This window comes from Clostridium sp. NkU-1 (assembly GCA_001312405.1).
In genome coordinates this window covers 41,928-59,130 of the sequence record BBDR01000021.1, presented here as the reverse complement: position 1 = coordinate 59,130, position 17,203 = coordinate 41,928, and the positions used below count along the sequence as shown (strand labels likewise).

Genomic DNA, 17,203 nt, shown 5'->3' with positions numbered 1-17,203 from the left:
AGTGAAAGGAAGGTATTGATATGGAGGAAAGTAAAAAGAGTAAGAAGGGATTGGGACTGGTACCAAGGCTGATTATTGCAATTATCATTGGTATTTTGATTGGTATGTACTGCCCCAGTTTTGTAACTTCGATATTGATAACAGTATCGGATTTGTTTAAACAGTTTTTAATGTTCATTATTCCGCTTATGGTGGTAGCTTTTGTTACTATGGGAATCGCAGACCTGTCTCAGGGAGCCGGAAAGCTGTTAGCGTTTACCGCAGCGATTTCCTATGCTTCCACACTGCTGGCAGGAAGCGCATCTTACGCTGTAGCAAGTTCGTTTTTCCCTTCTTTTGTGAATGAAGAGGTAGTTGCAAAAGTTGCTTCTGCAAGCGACAAGGCTATCAGCGGATATTTCTCACTGGAAATCACACCGCTGCTTGAAACAACGGCTGCTGTTGTACTGGCCTTTGTACTGGGAGTATGCATCAGCACCATGCGGGGCAAAGAGATCGGAGATGCCCTGTATAATGTGATCAAAGAGTTTTCCGAGATCATTACAAAGGTATTGGGCCGGGTGATCATTCCGCTTCTTCCTTTGTACATCTGCGGAACCTTTGCGAAGATGACTTATCAGGGAACTACCTTTGCGATTATGTCAGTGCTTTGGAAGGTATTTATGATCGTTATCCTTCTTCATTTGATCTATCTGCTTGCAGCTTTTTCCTTTGCAGGTATATTGACAAAGAGAAATCCGCTTACCATGCTGAAGAACCAGCTGCCTGGCTACCTGACTGCCATTGGTACCCAGTCTTCTGCTGCTACCATTCCGGTTAATATTAAATGTGCGGAAAGCATGGTATTTCAGAAGAAATCCGTAATTTCGTAATTCCGCTGTGTGCTAACATTCATATGGCAGGTTCCATGATCACCATTACCTGCTGTGTGACCGCGACCCTGCTCATTTACGGCATGCCTCATGGATTCCTTACTCTGTTCCCGTTTATCTGTGTGCTGGGAGTAGCCCTGGTTGCATCTCCGGGAGCTCCGGGAGGCTCTATCTTTACGGCGACTCCATTCTTCCCGATTGTAGGAATACCTGCAGTAGGAGATATTGCCAGCCTTTTACAGGCAATGTATATTGCACAGGACAGCTTCGGAACTGCATGTAACGTATCCGGAGATAATGCGATCAGCGCGTTGGTTGACTTGTATTATCATAAATATATTAAGAAAGATAACAAAGGTTAAGGTGACTGCGAAAGGAGAAGGCTGTTTATGCCGTCTATCAGTATTTTTGAAGTAATCGGCCCCAATATGGTAGGGCCATCCAGCTCCCATACTGCAGGTGCTGTGGCGATTGCTCTTCTGGTTAAAAAAATGTTCAACGAGCCGATCAGTGAAGTGGAGTTTGTTTTGTACGGTTCTTTTGCAAAGACCTATAAGGGCCATGGAACTGACCGTGCACTTCTTGGAGGAATCCAGGGGTTTGAGACGTATGATCTTAGAATTAAAAATTCCTTCCAACTGGCTGATGAATGCGGGATAAAGTATTCCTTCCGTGTAGATGAAAAGGAAACAGAAGTTCATCCAAACACAGTAGAGATCCATGTGTCCGGAGAAGAGGGCGGGACCATGTCGGTCCGCGGCGTTTCCTTAGGAGGCGGTAAAGTTAAAATTGTCAGGATCAACGGCATTGATGTAGACTTTACCGGAGAATATTCCACGCTGGTCATACGGCATTTAGACTATCCCGGTATGGTGGCCTATATCGCTACCAGCTTAAGTGAGCGCAATGTAAACATCGCTTTCATGCGCCTGTTCCGGGAACAGAAAGGGGCAACCGCTTACTCTGTGGTGGAATCTGATGAGGAAATTCCCCAGGAATTGCTGGAAAAGCTGCGGGAACATCCGAAAGTAGAAGATGTTATGCTTATTCAGGTTTAGGAGGCTTTTATGGATTTTATATCAGGAAGTGAATTATTGAAATTATGTGAAGAAAATCACTGCCGGATTTCAGAAGTGATGCGGGAGCGGGAAGCCAGTGAGTTCGGCGCCGATCCGGAGGAAACTATAAGCCGGATGAAAGAAGCTTACCGTATTATGAAGGAAGCCTGCCACAAGCCGTTAGATCAACCAGTGGCTTCCATCGGCGGATTGATCGGGGGAGAAGCTGCAAAGGTACGGAACAGAAGGAGATCAGGAAAATCCATATGCGGAAGCATGTTATCCAAGGCGATTACCTATTCTCTGGCTGTTTTGGAAGTGAATGCTTCCATGGGCCTTATTGTGGCGGCGCCAACAGCCGGAAGCTCCGGGGTGCTGCCTGGGCTGCTGCTTGCTCTGGAAGAAGAGTTTTCTTTGGACGATGAACAGATCATAGATGGCCTTTTTACAGCAAGTGCAGTTGGTTATCTGATTATGAGGAATGCTACCGTGGCCGGAGCGCAGGCTGGCTGTCAGGCTGAGGTTGGAGCAGCTGCCGCAATGGCAGCGGCAGCTGCAACTGAGATCATGGGCGGAACACCGAAGCAGTGCATGGATGCGGCTTCCTCTGCAATCGTAAACCTCTTAGGGCTGGTCTGCGACCCTGTAGCCGGTTTGGTGGAATACCCCTGCCAGAACCGTAATGTTTTAGGCGCTGCCAATGCACTGGTGTGCGCAGAAATGGCATTATCAGGAGTAGAACAGTTCATACCGTTTGATCAGATGGTGGACACCATGATGATGGTGGGGCGTTCCATCCCATTTGAATTAAGGGAAACATCACTTGGCGGCTGCGCGGTTACAGAGGCTGCCTGCAAAAAGACCTGCGAGATTTTTAAAACAAAGTAAAAAGTTATCGTGATAAGCGGTACCGGTTCTGCCAAACCGGTATCGCTTTTTATTTCATAAAAAAATAGTTGCGAATGCAACTACATTGTGATATGCTGTTTATCATCTAAAAAAAGATAAAATGCCATCCTTAAGGCTTGGAGGTGGAAAATATGAAAGAACATAAGGAAATCGGGAAATATATTTCGATTATCCAGAGACTGAACAATATGTATTTTGCAAATCAATTATCTTCTTATCAGATAGGCTGTGGACAACAGTTTTTTTTATTGCAGATTTTTAAAATCCGGGTATGAACCTGCACGAGCTGGCTTCCTTTGGTCATTACGATAAGGCGACCGCTACCCGCGCTGTTAAGAAGCTGGAGGAAGAGGGATATGTTGTGACGGAAATGGCGCAGGAGGATAAACGTATCCGGAGGATTTACGTTACGGACAAGGCGGCTTTTGTTGTAAAGAAGACCTTGGAGAGCGTAAATGAATGGGCGGAAATTATATTAAAGGGTTTTACCAAAGAGGAACGTGATATGGCGGAGCAAATGCTCATCCGCATGGCTTGTAATGCCCATAATCACATTGTGGAACAGAAAGGAAAGGAATAGAATATTTTATGGAACAAAACAGGATAAAACAGGGGGAAAATCCCCTGGGATATATGCCCGTGGGACATTTGCTGCTGCAGTTTGCACTTCCGGCGATTGTTTCCATGCTGGTAAATTCGGTTTACAACATTGTTGACCAGATTTTTATCGGACAAGGCGTCGGGTATCTGGGAAATGCGGCGACTACCATAGCATTTCCCATTGTCACCATCATTTTAGCCATATCGACCCTCTTGGGAGCAGGCGGAAGCGCCTATGCGGCCATTAAGCTGGGGGAAAAGAATGAGGAAGAGGCGGACAAGACTCTTGGGACCGTTTTCCTTGTGACCCTGGCAGCCAGTATAGCAGTTATGGCTGTAGGATTCCCGCTTATGACGCCTATGCTAAGGATTTTTGGGGCAACTGCCAATACCATGGAATATGCCAGGCAGTATACTTCCATCTTATTGCTGGGAACACCCTTTAACATGCTTTCCGTGGTGTTAAGCAATATGGCAAGGACAGACGGGAATCCGGCCTTATCCATGTTTGCTATTTTAGTCGGTGCTGCTTTAAATACCATTCTGGATCCGATTTATATTTTCGTATTTCATTGGGGCGTGACCGGAGCGGCCATTGCCACCATTACTTCACAGATCATTTCCACAGTTGTGCTTGTGCTGTATTTTGTGTACAGAGGAAAACACATGCGCCTTCATAAAAATGGCTTACGTATTAACGGGGGTATCTGCAGGCTGGCACTGCCTTTAGGGATATCAAGCGGCATCACCCAGGTGGCGTCTACCATTTTGCAGGTTGTCATGAACAATTCTCTGGTGTATTATGGAAATAAGACAGCCATCGGCGGTGATGTGGCATTAAGCGCCATGGGTGTTGTAAATAAGGTAGGAATGATCCTTATTTCCATCTGTATCGGGATCGGTATCGGCTCCCAGCCCATTCTTGGGTTTAATAAGGGAGCAAATCAGCCAAAGCGTGTGCGGAAGACCTTTCTTTTGGCGGCAGCGGCAGCGACCACAGTTGCCTTCACGGGCTGGCTGGCCTGCCAGCTATTCGCTGGGCAGATTATAAGCCTGTTTGGGACGGAGGATGTGCAGTTCACCCAGTTTGCCATCCGCTGCCTGAAGGTATATATGCTGGGAATCTTTACTGCCGGTTTCCAGGTTGTGACCACCAGCTATTTCCAGTCAACAGGACAACCCTTAAAGGCTTCTGTTTTATCCATGCTGCGCCAGCTTTTGTTATTGATCCCGCTGATTCTTATCCTTCCTCTTTCTTTTGGCCTGGAAGGAATTCTGTATGCAGGACCTGTGGCAGATATTACTTCAATGGTCATTGTCAGCCAGTTTGTTCTGTATGAATTGAAAAAATTAAACAGATTATGCAAGGAATCGTAACACATGGAATACAGGGAAAGGAGAGATGGAAGCCATGAGCATGAAAACGGAGATGACGAGGATTTTTGCCGGGCTTAAAAAAGCGGATAAAAAGATGGCTCTTGAGCTGGAGCAGCCTGCCAGAGGCAGGATGGCACTGGCCCAGGAACGGTTTACAAAAAGGGTGAGGGTAAAAGCCTGGAACGTGGATGGTTTTCCCGGAGTCACCATAAATGGCAGCTATGCAAAGGCTGCCCATATCCTCATGCTGCCGGGAGGGGCCTATACCCTGGAGCCGTCAGACTGTTACAGGGAAATGGCGGAGCAATTTGCCATAGAAAGGCAGGTAAAGGTGACCATACCTTCCTGCCCGCTGGCTCCGGAGTATACAGCCTTAGATGTCCACCGGTATCTGGTCAGGGTTTACAGCTGGCTTGCGTCGGAGTATCCGGAAGATGAGTTCTTTCTGTTTGGGGATTTTTCCGGCGGCGGTCTGGCTCTTTCGTTTTTACAGGAGCTGCGGGACATGGGGAACCTTCCTATGCCGGTGAGAACTGCAGTAGTATCCCCGTGGCTGGATATTGCCCTTAATAATCCAAAGATAAAAATAATGAAAAAAACAGATCCCATCCTTCCTGTGGAAGGGCTGAAAGAGGCCGGTGCCCGCTACTGCGGTCCTTTGGAACCGGATCATCCCTTTGTTTCTCCCCTTTATGGGAACTGGGATCATCTGGGACAGATTCTGGTATTTTCCGGGACAGAAGAGATTCTTACGCCGGACTGCGAGCTTTTGGCGGAAAAGGCGGGAAAATTGCAGGGAACGGAAATCATTTATAAAAAAAGGGGCTAAAATGGTTCATGACTGGATTTTGATTCCGTGCAGGGAAACCGATGCCACTTTTGAATTGATTTTTGCATTTTTTCTGGAAGGAGCTTTGGGATTTTAAAATGAGGTTCGGTCCTTTTAAGGGCCGAACCTCATTTTTGGTTTGTGATGAAGTACTATGAACAAAGGAACGGATTAAAGTTTGGCCAGTGACTGAAGGGCGTGGCTTCAATCAACACCTCGTAATGTTCCCTGTAGTACGCTTCAGAGGCGTAGTCCTGATGAATCTTGGAGCCATATTCTGCAAGCAGGTTGCAGACACGGCTGAAATTTAAAGATTTGTCAGGGGTATTCCTGATCACCAGATAATACTGTCTGGTATCAGGTTTTTTATATAATGTATTCTCGCCATCGTAAACCTGTCCGATGGTCCTTGCAGCATCAGATATCTGATCCAGGCTCTGAAAACAATAGATTCGTATAGAGGAAGCACTTGATTTCTCTTTTGGCTCTTCTGCCTCCGGTTCTTCTTTCTTGTCAATACCTAATAGGTTCAACAGTCCGTCGGCGCCTTCCAAAAGCTCGCTTGCCAGGTCTCCTGGCATGGAATCCAAGTCTTCGTCGGCTGCTGGAGAAAATTTTGCAAACCTTGTATCTAATTCTTCCGGGTCGTCGATTTTGGTGATTACTAACATTACGCTTTCGTTGGACAATGGAATTGCTTCTACCATGAGAGGAATGTCTTCTGCTTCGAATCCCACTTCGTTAGAGGCTTTTTGAATCATCTCGCGGAACAGGTTGCGGGCTTTTTCACTGCCATAGGCAAGCTCGCCTAAATTTAAGTTTCTGACGCTTAAATCAAAGCTGGTAAGCGTACAGCGAATTTGATTTTCGTTAATACGTTCTATCTTCATAGGATCACTTCCTGTTCTTTTTAAAATGGTGAATGAATATTTACATACTTCCTCAACATAACTATACTATATAATATAGCGAAAAAGCAATTACTATGTGAAAAAAATTTATATAATTTTAAGGTTTGTATGCTAATAACCGGGAATCCTATATGATTATTGGAATTTCCCGGTTTTATTTTTTGATGTGATGATGGTTTTATATTATTATGTGTAATTTCTACGGAATCTTTGATAGGAACAAATCCCAAAACTTGCATATAAAGAGAGTTTTAGATTTGTTCTTATTTTTTTATAATTTTTTTTATCAAAGTAAAAATTGTGCTTTGTATAAGTCAGATATAGCGGTGATCTTTTGCTGTGAATAAAAGTTTGCACAGGGCTTTGGATGATGATCCAATAAGAGACTTCTGTTCTGTCTGGCTGCGATTACTCCTGCAATGGTCTCACCGGAGAAAAAAGCCCCAGAAAAGCATTTCATTTTTAGAGATCCTTTGTTCAATAGAATTAATATTTATAAATTTTTTTGAACTCCTGAATGCTTTCATCTGAATAATCCGGGGCTTCAAATTCTAGAAAAGCCTGCCAGATCAAGTCCAGTACACCATATTCCTTTATGGAATCTATATTCAATTTGGTTATAATATAATCCTCAATCATGTTTACACCCCATAAATTCGTGTATTACCTTTGAGTTTGATTAAATTATAGCAGAAAAATACGGTTGGTCAAAGGGATTTTATCCGGTATGCAAACATTGTGGCCTGATGTAAAACGCTGCGAAATTGGCGTACTGGTGTGCATGAAATCTTGTTTATCCTTTTTCGAAGAAAAACAGCATTCGAAATCATCCTGAAGATGGTACATTCATGCCTGGGGTTAAATGGTATAAGTCTTGGGGCCTTCTGTAAAGCTGAAAGTTTCCACTTCCTCTACATCAATGTAAAAAAAGCTCAAAAACAGGATTTTCTGGTGTTTTGTATATGCCTTTTATGCCGGGATTCTCGTCCAGTGCACGGGTTTTTAAGGAAACATCGTTGACAAAGACTGCCTTACCATTAACAGATACCACCGGCGTAAAGTTGGCGGGATAGGTGCAGAAAGAAACATAAGGGCTGGCCTTGATCTGGCCGTAGACAGGCTTTTTGTTACTGGTGCAGAAATATACCTTGTTGCCGTCTGTAAACAGATACTGGAACACCCGGGTCTTTACCTTGCTGCCATCCTGTGTTGCCAGGACTCCGTTGGGGTTTTCCTTTAAAACAGCTGCATAATCAATCATGATTGATCCTCCATTCTCTAATTGGCAAATTGTATTTTGCCATGCTTTATGCTATAATTATAGTGTGCACAGATTAAATTACAAGTACGATTTTTTTAGTATAGTAAGTATCTAATTAGATAGTAATGGAGGATATATCGTGAAAGATGAAAGTGAAAAAAAGGATCTGTTCGGTATCTGCCCCTATTTTACCTCTCAAAAGGTATTGAGTGGGAAATGGGCATTGCTGATTCTTCACTATTTAAGTGAGCGGACATTACGGTTTAAGGAATTGGAGCGTGAATTAGCTCCCATTACCCAGGCTACTCTTACAAAACAGCTGCGCAATTTGGAAGAACATGGCTTGATCGCCCGTACCGTTTACAATACAATCCCGCCTAAAGTGGAATACTCGTTGAGCGAACTGGGCCGTCAATTTAAGCCGGTATTGGACAGCTTGGAAAAATGGGGAGATTCATACATTGCTCACATGGAAGGAAAGGGTGTTTTGAAAGATAAAGCTGATAACTGTTAAAAAGAAAAGATAGAAACAAGGGGCATGGCTTTGACGAACCATGCCCCTTGTTCTGGCTGTTGTTTATTTTTAGCATAAAATAAGGTTTAAGCGGTGGTAGGAGTCATGGAATCAGCTGGGATGCTGTTGGAGGCGTTAAATTCCTCCCGTATCAAATGGTGGTAAAAGGCAGCAAAACTATTATAGATTACTACCGGGAAAATTAATTGTGTGTTGAAAAGGGATATGTTACCATATTGATATGGAACAATCGTGTCACTACAAGGGCGTTGGCTTCCATCATTACATAGATGGGAGGTGGTGCGGATGAAATATGACTTTAAGGACCTTATGGCCTTTGGTACCTTCATTTTAGCATTACTTACCTTTATTTTTATTAATTGTAAGTAGCGTTTTTCTATAAAGTCCTGGGAACGGGCGTAGAAAAACCACCCTTGTATACTTTGGCGAGTGAAAGGGTGGAGTTTCTATCTTCTTCATGGCCAACCCCTTGTAGGGGGCGGTTGTTCCTTTAATATAATTCTAATATAGAATTATTATATATGCAAGAGAAAATGATATCATTTTGACATTATTCTAATATATAGTCTTTTTGATACTAAAATAATACTACTATTTCTGCAAGTGCAGTAAAAGGAATGGCAATCGGATTTCTACAGCGTAGAAGCAAGAATATTCAATGCTATTATAATAAGATACGATATCAAGGCAAAGAAGTGATGAAGTAATTAAGGCTGCGGAGTTTGTAACAATAGGGGAGCTGGTACGACTGACCGGTATGAGGTACAGTACCATTAAATTTTATTCTGAATTAGGTATCATTCCATGCGAACAGAAAGATATAAAATTGACGAAGTATTACAATCGTGAGTTAACAGTAAAATTACTGAATGAAATTAAGCATTTAAGAGAAAAAGGATTATGCTGGCATTGACTTTCATTAATTATTATAATTATAAATTTCAGGTTTTCATAAAAAATAGTTGAAAAAATAAACGGAATATATTAAAATATACTCCAAGAGATGATATTGGACAGACAAAGGGAGGTGGTTTAAGTAAGCACCGTTCTGTTTGGCAAGTATCAGCTATGCGGCATCTTGGGAACCGGCCGGGCAGGGACAGTATTTCTGGCGGTTCATCTTGGGCTTGAGGAGTATCGGGCGATCAAGCGGGTACCTAAAAGCTTTCTGAAATTTGAACTTCTAAGGCGGGAAGCATTTGTTCTTAAGGAATTGCGCCATCCTGGAATCCCCATTATTTTTGACGTAGAAGAAGACGAATTTTATAGTTATTTAATCGAAGAGTATCTGGAAGGAGAATCTTTATTTGACCTTGTAAAAGAGCAGGGCCATCTATCGCGGGAACTGGCCATATCATATGGAATCCAGTTAGCCGGCATCATCAGTTACCTGCATCTCGCAGGACCAAACCCCATATTACATTTGGATTTACAGCCGAAGAACTTATTATTGTGCCATGACACTGTTAAATTGATCGATTTTGGACTTGCTGCGTCCGTGGAGGATGCAAATATGCCCGGAGAGCGGTATGGAACCGTAGGATGTGCGGCGCCGGAGCAGTATTCAAAGAATGGAGTACTGGATGAAAGAACGGATATTTATGCCATTGGTGCTATCATTCATTATCTATTTACAGGAGAATTTCCCAAACTGCCCTATAAACCGGCTTCATCAATGGATACCGATCTGGCTGCCGTCCTGAAACGGTGCATAAAAAAGGAAAAAGAAGAACGGTTTTCATCAGCACAGGAGCTGAGGGAGAGGCTGGGACAGCTTAAAAACATGGGAACGGCTGCAAAAGACCGTCTACAATCATCATCTCTTACAATTGCTCTTGCAGGGAGCAAATCAGGGGCCGGAACGACTCATATTGGAATCGGCCTGTCTGTTTATCTTAGAAATCATGGATACCCCAATTTATTTGTAGAAAAGAATGACTCCGGCATGGGCACCGGGCTTGGTGACTATGCGCCGCAAAGAGGGATCTTTTTGGCTGATGAGGTATCAGGGCTTTATTTGGAGACCTTATTACGGCCCGGGGGTGAAGTTAAAGGAGCCGCCTTATAAGATCCGTATTCTGGATTATGGAAAAAGTGTTGATCAGGCGCTGATGGGAAGCCCCGATGCGGTGATACTGGTATGCGACGGCAGCAGCTGGAGCAGAAACAGTGCCTTTTTCTCCGCAGAATATGTGGTAAAAGGCCATAGTTCCTATGGGATCGTTTATAATCATGTGACCAGAGGAACCAGGATAAGGCTGCCTGACGGGACGGTTCCTTCCCGATGCTTAAAAGCCCCTTATTATCCGAATCCTTTTAAGGCGAATGCGGAAACGGGAGATTTTTATAAGACTCTTCTGGAAGAAATTTTAGATATAAAAAGCAGGAAGAAAAGAAGGGGAGGCTTATTTGAAGGATGGATCAGGGAGTGGATTTCCCGGATGATTCCAGGCAAAGGCCGTATCCCTGGGAAAGGGTGAACTCTTTATAAAGGAAACGGTAAAAAAGGTATGGAAGCTTATACGCTCCGGTAAAAAGCCCGTCAGCCAGGAGACCATTGGAATCATTGGAACCGGCAGAGGAGTGGGAGTGACCCATTTTACGGTTATGACAGCAGGATACCTGGGAGGAGTCCTTAGAAAGCGGTGCGCAGTATTGGAATGGAACAGCCATGGGGATTTCAGGAATTTAAGAAAGCTGTGCGAAAAGGAAAAGGCACAGGCCGGATGTTTTCAGGTGCTGGAAGCGGATTATTATGAAAGAGCGGGGATTGATACGCTTTTATTGTGTAAAAAATCCGGTTACCAGACAGTGATTGTGGATTACGGAACCGTAAAGGAAGGCAGCCTGGAAGAATTTTTAAGATGCGACAGACAATTTGTTCTCGGGAGCTTAAGCGAGTGGCAGCTGGAAGCGTTTCTGGAGTTTGAGAGAAAGGGGAAAAAAGCGGAAAAGAGCTGGAAGACGCTCGTGTCGTTCGGTAGCGAGGAAGCCAGAAGGAATGCGGAAAAGAGGCTTAATATACCCATCTCTCGAATTCCAGTTTCAGTAGACGTGTTTGCTGTCACAGGTGAAATCATAGGATTTTATCAGCGGCTTTTATAGATGCTGGGGGAGGAATTGTGTCACGGCATAACCCTTGTGGTCCTCCCCCTGCCATGCAGCACATAAGAGAAATGTAAGGGGATATGTGGATGAAAAAAAGAAGATGACAGGGAAAGAAACAGGCAGACAGATAGAGGTCAGTATCTGGCAGGGCTTAAAAAAATACCGCGATCAGGGAATCCCCATCCTTATAGATGGGAAAGAACTGCCGGAAGAAGACTGGAATAAAATATTTGAGATAAGAGAGGACAATAGTTTTTATATGGCCGATTACATTCCTGACGGAAAGACTGGTAAGCTGCGGGAAATAAGATTTGACCGGGTTTACAACCGGTAGATTTTAGTGAGTACCAAAAGGGACGCATAGTGGGATGCCATCTTTAGCCTTAAGAAGGCCGTTTAAGTGCGTCAGGGCGGGATCAGGGGATTTGTAATGTAATGAAAATGTAAATTTCAAAAAATAAGAATTGTGATATAATGAGCGAAAGAGAGCGAAGATGAGCTGGCTCATCGGCGCGAAGTCTGAATGTCGATCATGAACTGCAGGCTCATGATATATCTATAAGGATAGTACAGGCAAAAGATAATATGATCCATTAGCAGGAGGAAAGCAGATGAAGAAAAAAAGCAGTGCCGGTTTTTGCGGCGCTAGGATTGATTTTAATTGTGGCCGCCGGGTTTTTCGGGGAGCAGTTTCTGGAACGGTATATTCCGTCAAAGGAACAGGCAGATATAGCCGAACTGCTGGGAGTAAAAGGAGATGAAGTGGCCCTTTATCTCAACGAGGATCTGCAGGAGGCAAAGGGCCTTTACCTGCAGGGACAAACCTATCTCCCCATTGAGTGGGTGAATGATATGCTGAATGAGCGGTTTTACTGGGACAGCAATGAAAATCTTCTTGTGTATGCCCTGCCGGACTCCATTGTCTATGCGGATCATTCCACTGTCGGGGATTCAGGGAAGCCCCTGATATGGGTTGATAAAAAGGGAGTTTATTTATCTGTTGGCCTGGTGGCTAATTATACGGATATCCGCGTAACGGCCTATGACGGCATTCAGTATAAACGGATTTTTATAAATAACAGCTGGGAGGCCCGGCAAAAGGCGCTGGTTTCTGAAAAGGGCAATGTGAGGGTGAAAGGCGGACTGAAAAGCCCCATTGTAACGTGGGTTTCTCCCGGAAGCCAGGTTACTGTACTGGAATCCATGAAAAGGTGGGACAAGGTACGGACGGAAGACGGATTTGTAGGCTATGTGGAACGCAAGCGGCTGGGAGATGTGACCAGCGAGGTTCCTGTAAGCACCTTTGTAAAGCCGGTTTATACCAATGTTTCCATGGATGAACCGGTTTGCCTTGCCTGGCATCAGATGACCAACCTTGATGGAAATGGTTCTTTTGACAATTTAATCGCCAATACAAAGGGAGTCAATGTCATTTCCCCTACCTGGTTTGAGCTTTCGGATAATAAAGGAAATTTCCGGTCCCTGGCCCAGGAGGATTATGTAAAGAAAGCACATGACAAGGGACTGAAGGTCTGGGCCCTCGTCAATAATTTCAGCCCGGATGTGAATACGGAGATCCTGATGTCAAAGACCTCCACCAGACGGAAGCTGATTGAAGCCCTAATGTCGGAGGTGGACAGATACGGCCTTGACGGGATTAACCTGGACTTTGAAGGGATCAAGGAAGAAGCAGGAGCCCATTATATTCAGTTCATACGGGAGCTTTCCATCCCTTGCCGCAAGAAGGGAATCGTCTTGTCCGTAGATAATTATGTTCCCGCTCCCGGCAATCAGTTTTATAACCGGAAAGAGCAGGGAATCGTGGCGGACTACGTAATTATAATGGGATATGACGAACATTATGCAGGCGGGGATGCCGGTTCTGTGGCTTCCATTAATTATGTGGAAAACGGCATCAAGGATACTCTGGCCCAGGTGCCAAAGGAAAAGGTGATCAATGGGATTCCTCTCTATACAAGGGTGTGGACCGAGGGACCAGACGGAAAGACTGCCTCTTCCGCCATGGGTATTGCCCGTGCAAAGGAATGGGTCAGCGAAAATCAGGTGGAATTATACTGGCAGGAGGAGCTTGGCCAGTATTACGGAGAATTGCAGACAGAGGAAGGGCTTAAAAAGCTGTGGCTGGAAGAAGAGCGCTCCATAGGCCTTAAGATGAATCTGATAAAGCAGTATGGCCTGGCAGGTGTGGCCTGCTGGAAGCTGGGATTTGAACCGTCAGATTTATGGGATGAAATCCGGCTTAATAAAAAATAAACAAATGACGTGGAATAGACAGGAAGGTCAGATATGAGAAACAGGATCGTATTGGCGGCATTATTGGGCGCGGTATGTATGCTGGCAGGGTGTTCTTTGAAAGGAACAGTGCCGGAAAGCACCAGTGCAGAGAGCACTTCGCCGCCAGAAACAGAGACAACAAGAACAGAACCGCCCACCATAGAAGAATTCCCCCAGACTTCGGAGAACCCGGCTGCACAGCCTTCTGAGGAAGCCTTTGACAACGGCTGCAAGATCATTGTTGCCACGGATATCCATTATTTGGCCAGGGATTTAACGGATTTTCAGAAGGGCTTTCAATACAGTGTGGACCATGGTGACGGCAAGGTGATGCAATATATTTGGGAGATCACGGATGCTTTTGTGGAAGAGGTGAAGAAGGAACGGCCTGACCTGGTGATCTTAAGCGGGGACTTGACCTATGAAGGAGAAAAGGAGAGCCACGAAGAACTTGCCGGAAAGCTTGGAGAGATCGAAGATGCCGGAATTCCTGTGATCGTTATTCCGGGAAACCATGATATCAATAATTCCAAGGCCGCTCAGTTTGTGGGAGATACCTTTTTGGGAGCGGAAAATATAACCCCGGATGAATTTGAAGAGATTTATCAGGATTTTGGATACAATGAGGCGGTCAGCGGGATCCTGCATCCTTAAGCTACGTATATCAGGTAAATGATTATACCAGGGCTTTAATGCTTGATACATGCCAGTACGAACCGAAAAATCTGGTTGGGGGAATGATACGGGATGATACATATGACTGGATCGAGGATCAGATGGAGGAGGCCTGGAATTTGGGAATGAATGTGATTCCCGTGGGCCACCATAATCTTCTTGATGAAAGTGAAGTATACTTACAGGACTGTACCATTGAACACAGTGAACAGCTTATTGACCAGCTGGAAAGCTGGGAGGTTCCCTTGTTTTTAAGCGGACACCTTCATGTGCAGCACTATATGAGATCCCGCAGCGATTCCGGGATCTATGAGATCGTGACAAGCTCCTTGTCCACGCCGCCCTGCCAGTATGGGATTTTATATTATGGAGATGACGGAAGCTTCCGTTATCATACAAAGTCTCTGGATATGAAGGATTGGGCCAAAAAGACGGGAAGTACGGATAAAATCTTTTAAATTTTAATGAGTTTGGAAAAAGATTTTTAAGCAAGGTGTTTTACAACCAGGCTCAGGATGAATTTGAAAGGCTTGATACCCTAAAAGGGCTGACCAAATCCCAGAAGGAGCAGATGGCAAAGGTTTATGCAGAGCTTAATGCCGCCTGCTATGCAGGAAAGGTTACAGACATCAGGGATAAGGCCAAAGCCAAGGCCGGTTACAAGATGTGGGAGGAAGAAGGGTATCCCAGCATTTTGGCTCAATATCTGGAATGGATTACTGCCGATGGGACAAAGGACTATAATGTATTGAACTCAGAATGACAGGAAAGTCGCAGGGAGCAGTTCTTTTTTATTTCACTGAAAGATATAATTCATTAAGAAGATGAATCAGGTAGAAAATGTGAAATTTAAGAAGTGGGAACCTTTTATGGCGCTGGTTTTGCTGGTGCTGGTATATGTGATATCAAGTCAGGCTGGAAAGATGGCGGCAGGAGTCAATGCAAAAGCCGGAAAAGAAAAACCTGTGGTCGTTATAGATGCGGGGCACGGAGGAAATGATCCGGGAAAGATAGGCATTGACGGAACCCTGGAAAAGGATATAAATTTGCAGATAGCGAACCGGTTAAAGAAATATCTGGAAGCCTCTGACGTGAAAGTGATTCTGACCAGAGAAGATGACAACGGACTGTATTCGGAAAAGGACAGCAGAAAAAAAGATGGCGGACATGAGCAAGCGCTGTGAGATCATCAATGATGTAAGCCCGGCACTTACGGTCAGTATCCACCAGAACAGCTATCATCAGGAGGACGTTTTCGGAGGACAGGTATTTTACTATAAAAGATCCGATAAGGGAAAGGAACTGGCTGAGATTTTACAGAGCCGGTTTGATTATGTGCTGGGAGAGAAGAATACCAGACTGGCAAAGCCTAATGATAATTACTACCTGCTTTTGCATGTGAAGACCCCGATCGTAATCGTGGAATGCGGCTTTTTAACCAATTGGAAGGAATCTGCTCTTTTAAATTCCCCGGATTACCAGGACCGGCTGGCCTGGACGATCCACATGGGGGTCATGGAGTATTTGAATGGAAGATAAGAGAATACAGGAGTTAATGGGCTGTTGCAAAATAGATGAAGAATCATCTATGGAGCAGCAGCCTCTTTTTATTTGCCTGTTTTATATGAAGTGTGATATGATAAACGCTGTACATAGAAAAACCGGTGGTTTTCTGATGCAAAACCCGCTCCGGAAATGGGGCTGGTGGTACTTGACGAAAAATACAATGTCCTTAAGACATATGTACATGGAAGAGAATGCCGCTAATACCGGCGAGGAAGGATCTTGAAAAATGAGTGGTTATTTATATGGATTGTTTTTACTGATCAGCTTTGGCGCATCCATTGCAGGCGCCATTTGTGGAATAGGCGGAGGTGTTATTATAAAGCCCACCCTGGATGCATTTGGAGTATTAAGCGTAGCTGCAATAAGCTTTCTGTCAGGCTGCACTGTGCTTGCAATGACTTGTTATTCTGTGATTAAAGGGAAAATGAGCGGAGAGTCCCTGGTGGATATGAAGACGGGAACACCTCTTGCCATAGGGGCGGCAATAGGCGGAGTTGTGGGAAAGTCTATGTTCCAGGCGGTTTCTTCCTTATTTGCAGACAAGGACATGGTGGGAGCCGTTCAGGCAGCCTGTCTCCTGGTGATTACTCTTGGAACGCTGATCTATACCATAAAAAAGGACAGGATCCATACCCATCATGTGACTAATCCGGTGATTTGCGTGCTGATTGGACTGGTGCTTGGAATACTTTCTTCGTTTTTGGGAATTGGAGGAGGCCCCATTAATCTGGTGGTGCTGTTTTTCTTTTTTTCCATGGATACCAAGGCAGCCGCCCAGAATTCCCTTTACATCATCCTGTTTTCCCAGATCACAGGGCTTATGAATTCCCTTGTAACAGGAACAGTACCGGAATTCTCCGTCTGGCTTTTAGTTCTCATGGTGATAGGAGGGATCTTAGGCGGGATGAGCGGCCGGGTGATCAATAAAAGGATAGACGAGAAGGTGGTGGACAGGCTTTTCCTGTTTTTGATGGTAGTTATTATTGGGATCAATCTCTATAATATTTATCAATTTATGTAAACGATCAGATGAAGAAAGGACATGGGGGAAGAAAGACTCTTGAGATGGTCAAGGGCCTATTTATCTACCTTGGAAAGACGCTGTATTTACCTGCCGTTTAAGGCTGTGTATTATAAGGATTTGAATGTTCAAATGGCATGAGATGCATAAAGAGTTTCGGGATTCATGTTTATAACGATGGCACTG

Annotated in this window: 23 protein-coding genes; 20 read left to right on the top strand and 3 right to left on the bottom strand. The window is 44.5% G+C overall.

The features are described 5' to 3' along the window. Positions 1-20 precede the first annotated feature (20 nt). The 7 genes from JCM10519_RS22000 (at position 21) to JCM10519_RS21975 (ending at position 5,645) form a co-directional block, all read left to right on the top strand. Positions 21-872: a cation:dicarboxylase symporter family transporter gene (locus JCM10519_RS22000; RefSeq protein ID WP_347845127.1), complete on the top strand. Its 852-nt coding sequence runs from the start codon at positions 21-23 to the stop codon at positions 870-872. Then, on the top strand, positions 827-1,234 hold the full coding sequence (locus JCM10519_RS32935; RefSeq protein WP_347845126.1) for a cation:dicarboxylase symporter family transporter: 408 nt from the start codon (positions 827-829) through the stop codon (positions 1,232-1,234). Before JCM10519_RS22000 ends, JCM10519_RS32935 begins: the two co-directional genes overlap by 46 nt. A 27-nt stretch (positions 1,235-1,261) precedes the next feature. Then, positions 1,262-1,930, top strand: coding sequence for an L-serine ammonia-lyase, iron-sulfur-dependent subunit beta (gene sdaAB, locus JCM10519_RS21995; RefSeq protein ID WP_054741862.1), 669 nt, complete (start codon positions 1,262-1,264; stop codon positions 1,928-1,930). Positions 1,931-1,939: 9 nt separating this feature from the next. Further along, positions 1,940-2,818 carry an L-serine ammonia-lyase, iron-sulfur-dependent, subunit alpha gene (gene sdaAA, locus JCM10519_RS21990; protein WP_054741860.1) on the top strand — a complete coding sequence of 293 codons (879 nt, stop codon included), beginning with the start codon at positions 1,940-1,942 and terminating at the stop codon, positions 2,816-2,818. A 292-nt stretch (positions 2,819-3,110) separates the two neighbouring features. Further along, positions 3,111-3,419: a MarR family transcriptional regulator gene (locus JCM10519_RS21985; RefSeq protein WP_347845125.1), complete on the top strand. Its 309-nt coding sequence runs from the start codon at positions 3,111-3,113 to the stop codon at positions 3,417-3,419. 8 nt (positions 3,420-3,427) lie between these two features. Continuing rightward, the gene (locus JCM10519_RS21980; protein ID WP_054741858.1) at positions 3,428-4,816 is read left to right on the top strand and encodes an MATE family efflux transporter; all 1,389 of its coding nucleotides are present in this window, start codon (positions 3,428-3,430) and stop codon (positions 4,814-4,816) included. A 34-nt stretch (positions 4,817-4,850) separates the two neighbouring features. Beyond that, positions 4,851-5,645 (top strand): alpha/beta hydrolase, encoded by a 795-nt coding sequence (locus JCM10519_RS21975; protein WP_347845124.1) that lies wholly within the window; start codon positions 4,851-4,853, stop codon positions 5,643-5,645. Positions 5,646-5,797: 152 nt separating this feature from the next. Here the strand turns inward: JCM10519_RS21975 and JCM10519_RS21970 are convergent, their stop codons facing one another. From JCM10519_RS21970 to JCM10519_RS21965, 3 genes are all read right to left on the bottom strand, one after another. Further along, positions 5,798-6,535, bottom strand: a complete 738-nt coding sequence (locus tag JCM10519_RS21970; protein WP_054741856.1) for an adaptor protein MecA — start codon at positions 6,533-6,535, stop codon at positions 5,798-5,800. 507 nt (positions 6,536-7,042) lie between these two features. Next, positions 7,043-7,195, bottom strand: coding sequence for a hypothetical protein (locus JCM10519_RS32930; protein WP_347845123.1), 153 nt, complete (start codon positions 7,193-7,195; stop codon positions 7,043-7,045). Positions 7,196-7,472: 277 nt separating this feature from the next. Beyond that, positions 7,473-7,817 (bottom strand): pyridoxamine 5'-phosphate oxidase family protein, encoded by a 345-nt coding sequence (locus JCM10519_RS21965; RefSeq protein ID WP_347845122.1) that lies wholly within the window; start codon positions 7,815-7,817, stop codon positions 7,473-7,475. Between the two features lie 139 nt (positions 7,818-7,956). Here JCM10519_RS21965 and JCM10519_RS21960 point away from each other — a divergent pair, with 139 nt between their 5' ends. The 13 genes from JCM10519_RS21960 (at position 7,957) to JCM10519_RS21915 (ending at position 17,017) form a co-directional block, all read left to right on the top strand. Then, on the top strand, positions 7,957-8,331 hold the full coding sequence (locus tag JCM10519_RS21960) for a winged helix-turn-helix transcriptional regulator (protein ID WP_054741855.1): 375 nt from the start codon (positions 7,957-7,959) through the stop codon (positions 8,329-8,331). 700 nt (positions 8,332-9,031) lie between these two features. Continuing rightward, complete coding sequence (locus JCM10519_RS32925; protein WP_347845140.1) at positions 9,032-9,265, top strand: MerR family transcriptional regulator; 234 nt, start codon at positions 9,032-9,034, stop codon at positions 9,263-9,265. Between the two features lie 165 nt (positions 9,266-9,430). Beyond that, the gene (locus tag JCM10519_RS21955; protein WP_054741853.1) at positions 9,431-10,420 is read left to right on the top strand and encodes a protein kinase; all 990 of its coding nucleotides are present in this window, start codon (positions 9,431-9,433) and stop codon (positions 10,418-10,420) included. Next, positions 10,395-10,832, top strand: coding sequence for a hypothetical protein (locus tag JCM10519_RS21950; protein ID WP_054741851.1), 438 nt, complete (start codon positions 10,395-10,397; stop codon positions 10,830-10,832). The genes JCM10519_RS21955 and JCM10519_RS21950 overlap by 26 nt, the downstream gene beginning before the upstream one ends. A gap of 109 nt (positions 10,833-10,941) precedes the next feature. Further along, positions 10,942-11,457, top strand: a complete 516-nt coding sequence (locus JCM10519_RS21945; protein WP_347845121.1) for a hypothetical protein — start codon at positions 10,942-10,944, stop codon at positions 11,455-11,457. An 85-nt stretch (positions 11,458-11,542) separates the two neighbouring features. Next, on the top strand, positions 11,543-11,794 hold the full coding sequence (locus JCM10519_RS21940) for a hypothetical protein (RefSeq protein WP_054741888.1): 252 nt from the start codon (positions 11,543-11,545) through the stop codon (positions 11,792-11,794). A 317-nt stretch (positions 11,795-12,111) separates the two neighbouring features. Further along, positions 12,112-13,734, top strand: coding sequence for a glycosyl hydrolase family 18 protein (locus JCM10519_RS21935; protein ID WP_347845120.1), 1,623 nt, complete (start codon positions 12,112-12,114; stop codon positions 13,732-13,734). A gap of 33 nt (positions 13,735-13,767) precedes the next feature. After that, a complete protein-coding gene (locus JCM10519_RS32920; RefSeq protein WP_347845119.1) occupies positions 13,768-14,409 on the top strand; it encodes a metallophosphoesterase in 642 nt (213 codons plus the stop codon). A 38-nt stretch (positions 14,410-14,447) separates the two neighbouring features. Then, on the top strand, positions 14,448-14,888 hold the full coding sequence (locus JCM10519_RS32915) for a metallophosphoesterase family protein (protein WP_347845118.1): 441 nt from the start codon (positions 14,448-14,450) through the stop codon (positions 14,886-14,888). Positions 14,889-14,923: 35 nt separating this feature from the next. Then, the gene (locus JCM10519_RS32910; RefSeq protein WP_347845117.1) at positions 14,924-15,193 is read left to right on the top strand and encodes a hypothetical protein; all 270 of its coding nucleotides are present in this window, start codon (positions 14,924-14,926) and stop codon (positions 15,191-15,193) included. 79 nt (positions 15,194-15,272) lie between these two features. Next, entirely contained in the window at positions 15,273-15,614 is a 342-nt protein-coding gene (locus tag JCM10519_RS32905; protein WP_347845116.1) for an N-acetylmuramoyl-L-alanine amidase, read from the top strand. After that, on the top strand, positions 15,589-15,969 hold the full coding sequence (locus JCM10519_RS32900) for an N-acetylmuramoyl-L-alanine amidase (RefSeq protein ID WP_347845115.1): 381 nt from the start codon (positions 15,589-15,591) through the stop codon (positions 15,967-15,969). The genes JCM10519_RS32905 and JCM10519_RS32900 overlap by 26 nt, the downstream gene beginning before the upstream one ends. A 253-nt stretch (positions 15,970-16,222) precedes the next feature. Next, positions 16,223-17,017, top strand: a complete 795-nt coding sequence (locus JCM10519_RS21915; RefSeq protein WP_054741843.1) for a TSUP family transporter — start codon at positions 16,223-16,225, stop codon at positions 17,015-17,017. Positions 17,018-17,203: the final 186 nt, after the last annotated feature.

Bases quoted from the DNA above. Each gene is read 5' to 3' on its own strand.
- JCM10519_RS22000 (WP_347845127.1), top strand. From the start codon at position 21: ATGGAGGAAAGTAAAAAGAGTAAGAAGGGATTGGGACTGGTACCAAGG.
- JCM10519_RS32935 (WP_347845126.1), top strand. From the start codon at position 827: ATGTGCGGAAAGCATGGTATTTCAGAAGAAATCCGTAATTTCGTAATT.
- JCM10519_RS21915 (WP_054741843.1), top strand. From the start codon at position 16,223: ATGAGTGGTTATTTATATGGATTGTTTTTACTGATCAGCTTTGGCGCA.
- JCM10519_RS32915 (WP_347845118.1), top strand. From the start codon at position 14,448: ATGCTTGATACATGCCAGTACGAACCGAAAAATCTGGTTGGGGGAATG.
- JCM10519_RS21980 (WP_054741858.1), top strand. From the start codon at position 3,428: ATGGAACAAAACAGGATAAAACAGGGGGAAAATCCCCTGGGATATATG.
- sdaAB (WP_054741862.1), top strand. From the start codon at position 1,262: ATGCCGTCTATCAGTATTTTTGAAGTAATCGGCCCCAATATGGTAGGG.
- JCM10519_RS32920 (WP_347845119.1), top strand. From the start codon at position 13,768: ATGAGAAACAGGATCGTATTGGCGGCATTATTGGGCGCGGTATGTATG.
- JCM10519_RS21970 (WP_054741856.1), bottom strand. From the start codon at position 6,535: ATGAAGATAGAACGTATTAACGAAAATCAAATTCGCTGTACGCTTACC.
- JCM10519_RS21965 (WP_347845122.1), bottom strand. From the start codon at position 7,817: ATGATTGATTATGCAGCTGTTTTAAAGGAAAACCCCAACGGAGTCCTG.
- JCM10519_RS32900 (WP_347845115.1), top strand. From the start codon at position 15,589: ATGGCGGACATGAGCAAGCGCTGTGAGATCATCAATGATGTAAGCCCG.
- JCM10519_RS21985 (WP_347845125.1), top strand. From the start codon at position 3,111: ATGAACCTGCACGAGCTGGCTTCCTTTGGTCATTACGATAAGGCGACC.
- JCM10519_RS32930 (WP_347845123.1), bottom strand. From the start codon at position 7,195: ATGATTGAGGATTATATTATAACCAAATTGAATATAGATTCCATAAAG.
- JCM10519_RS21975 (WP_347845124.1), top strand. From the start codon at position 4,851: ATGAGCATGAAAACGGAGATGACGAGGATTTTTGCCGGGCTTAAAAAA.
- sdaAA (WP_054741860.1), top strand. From the start codon at position 1,940: ATGGATTTTATATCAGGAAGTGAATTATTGAAATTATGTGAAGAAAAT.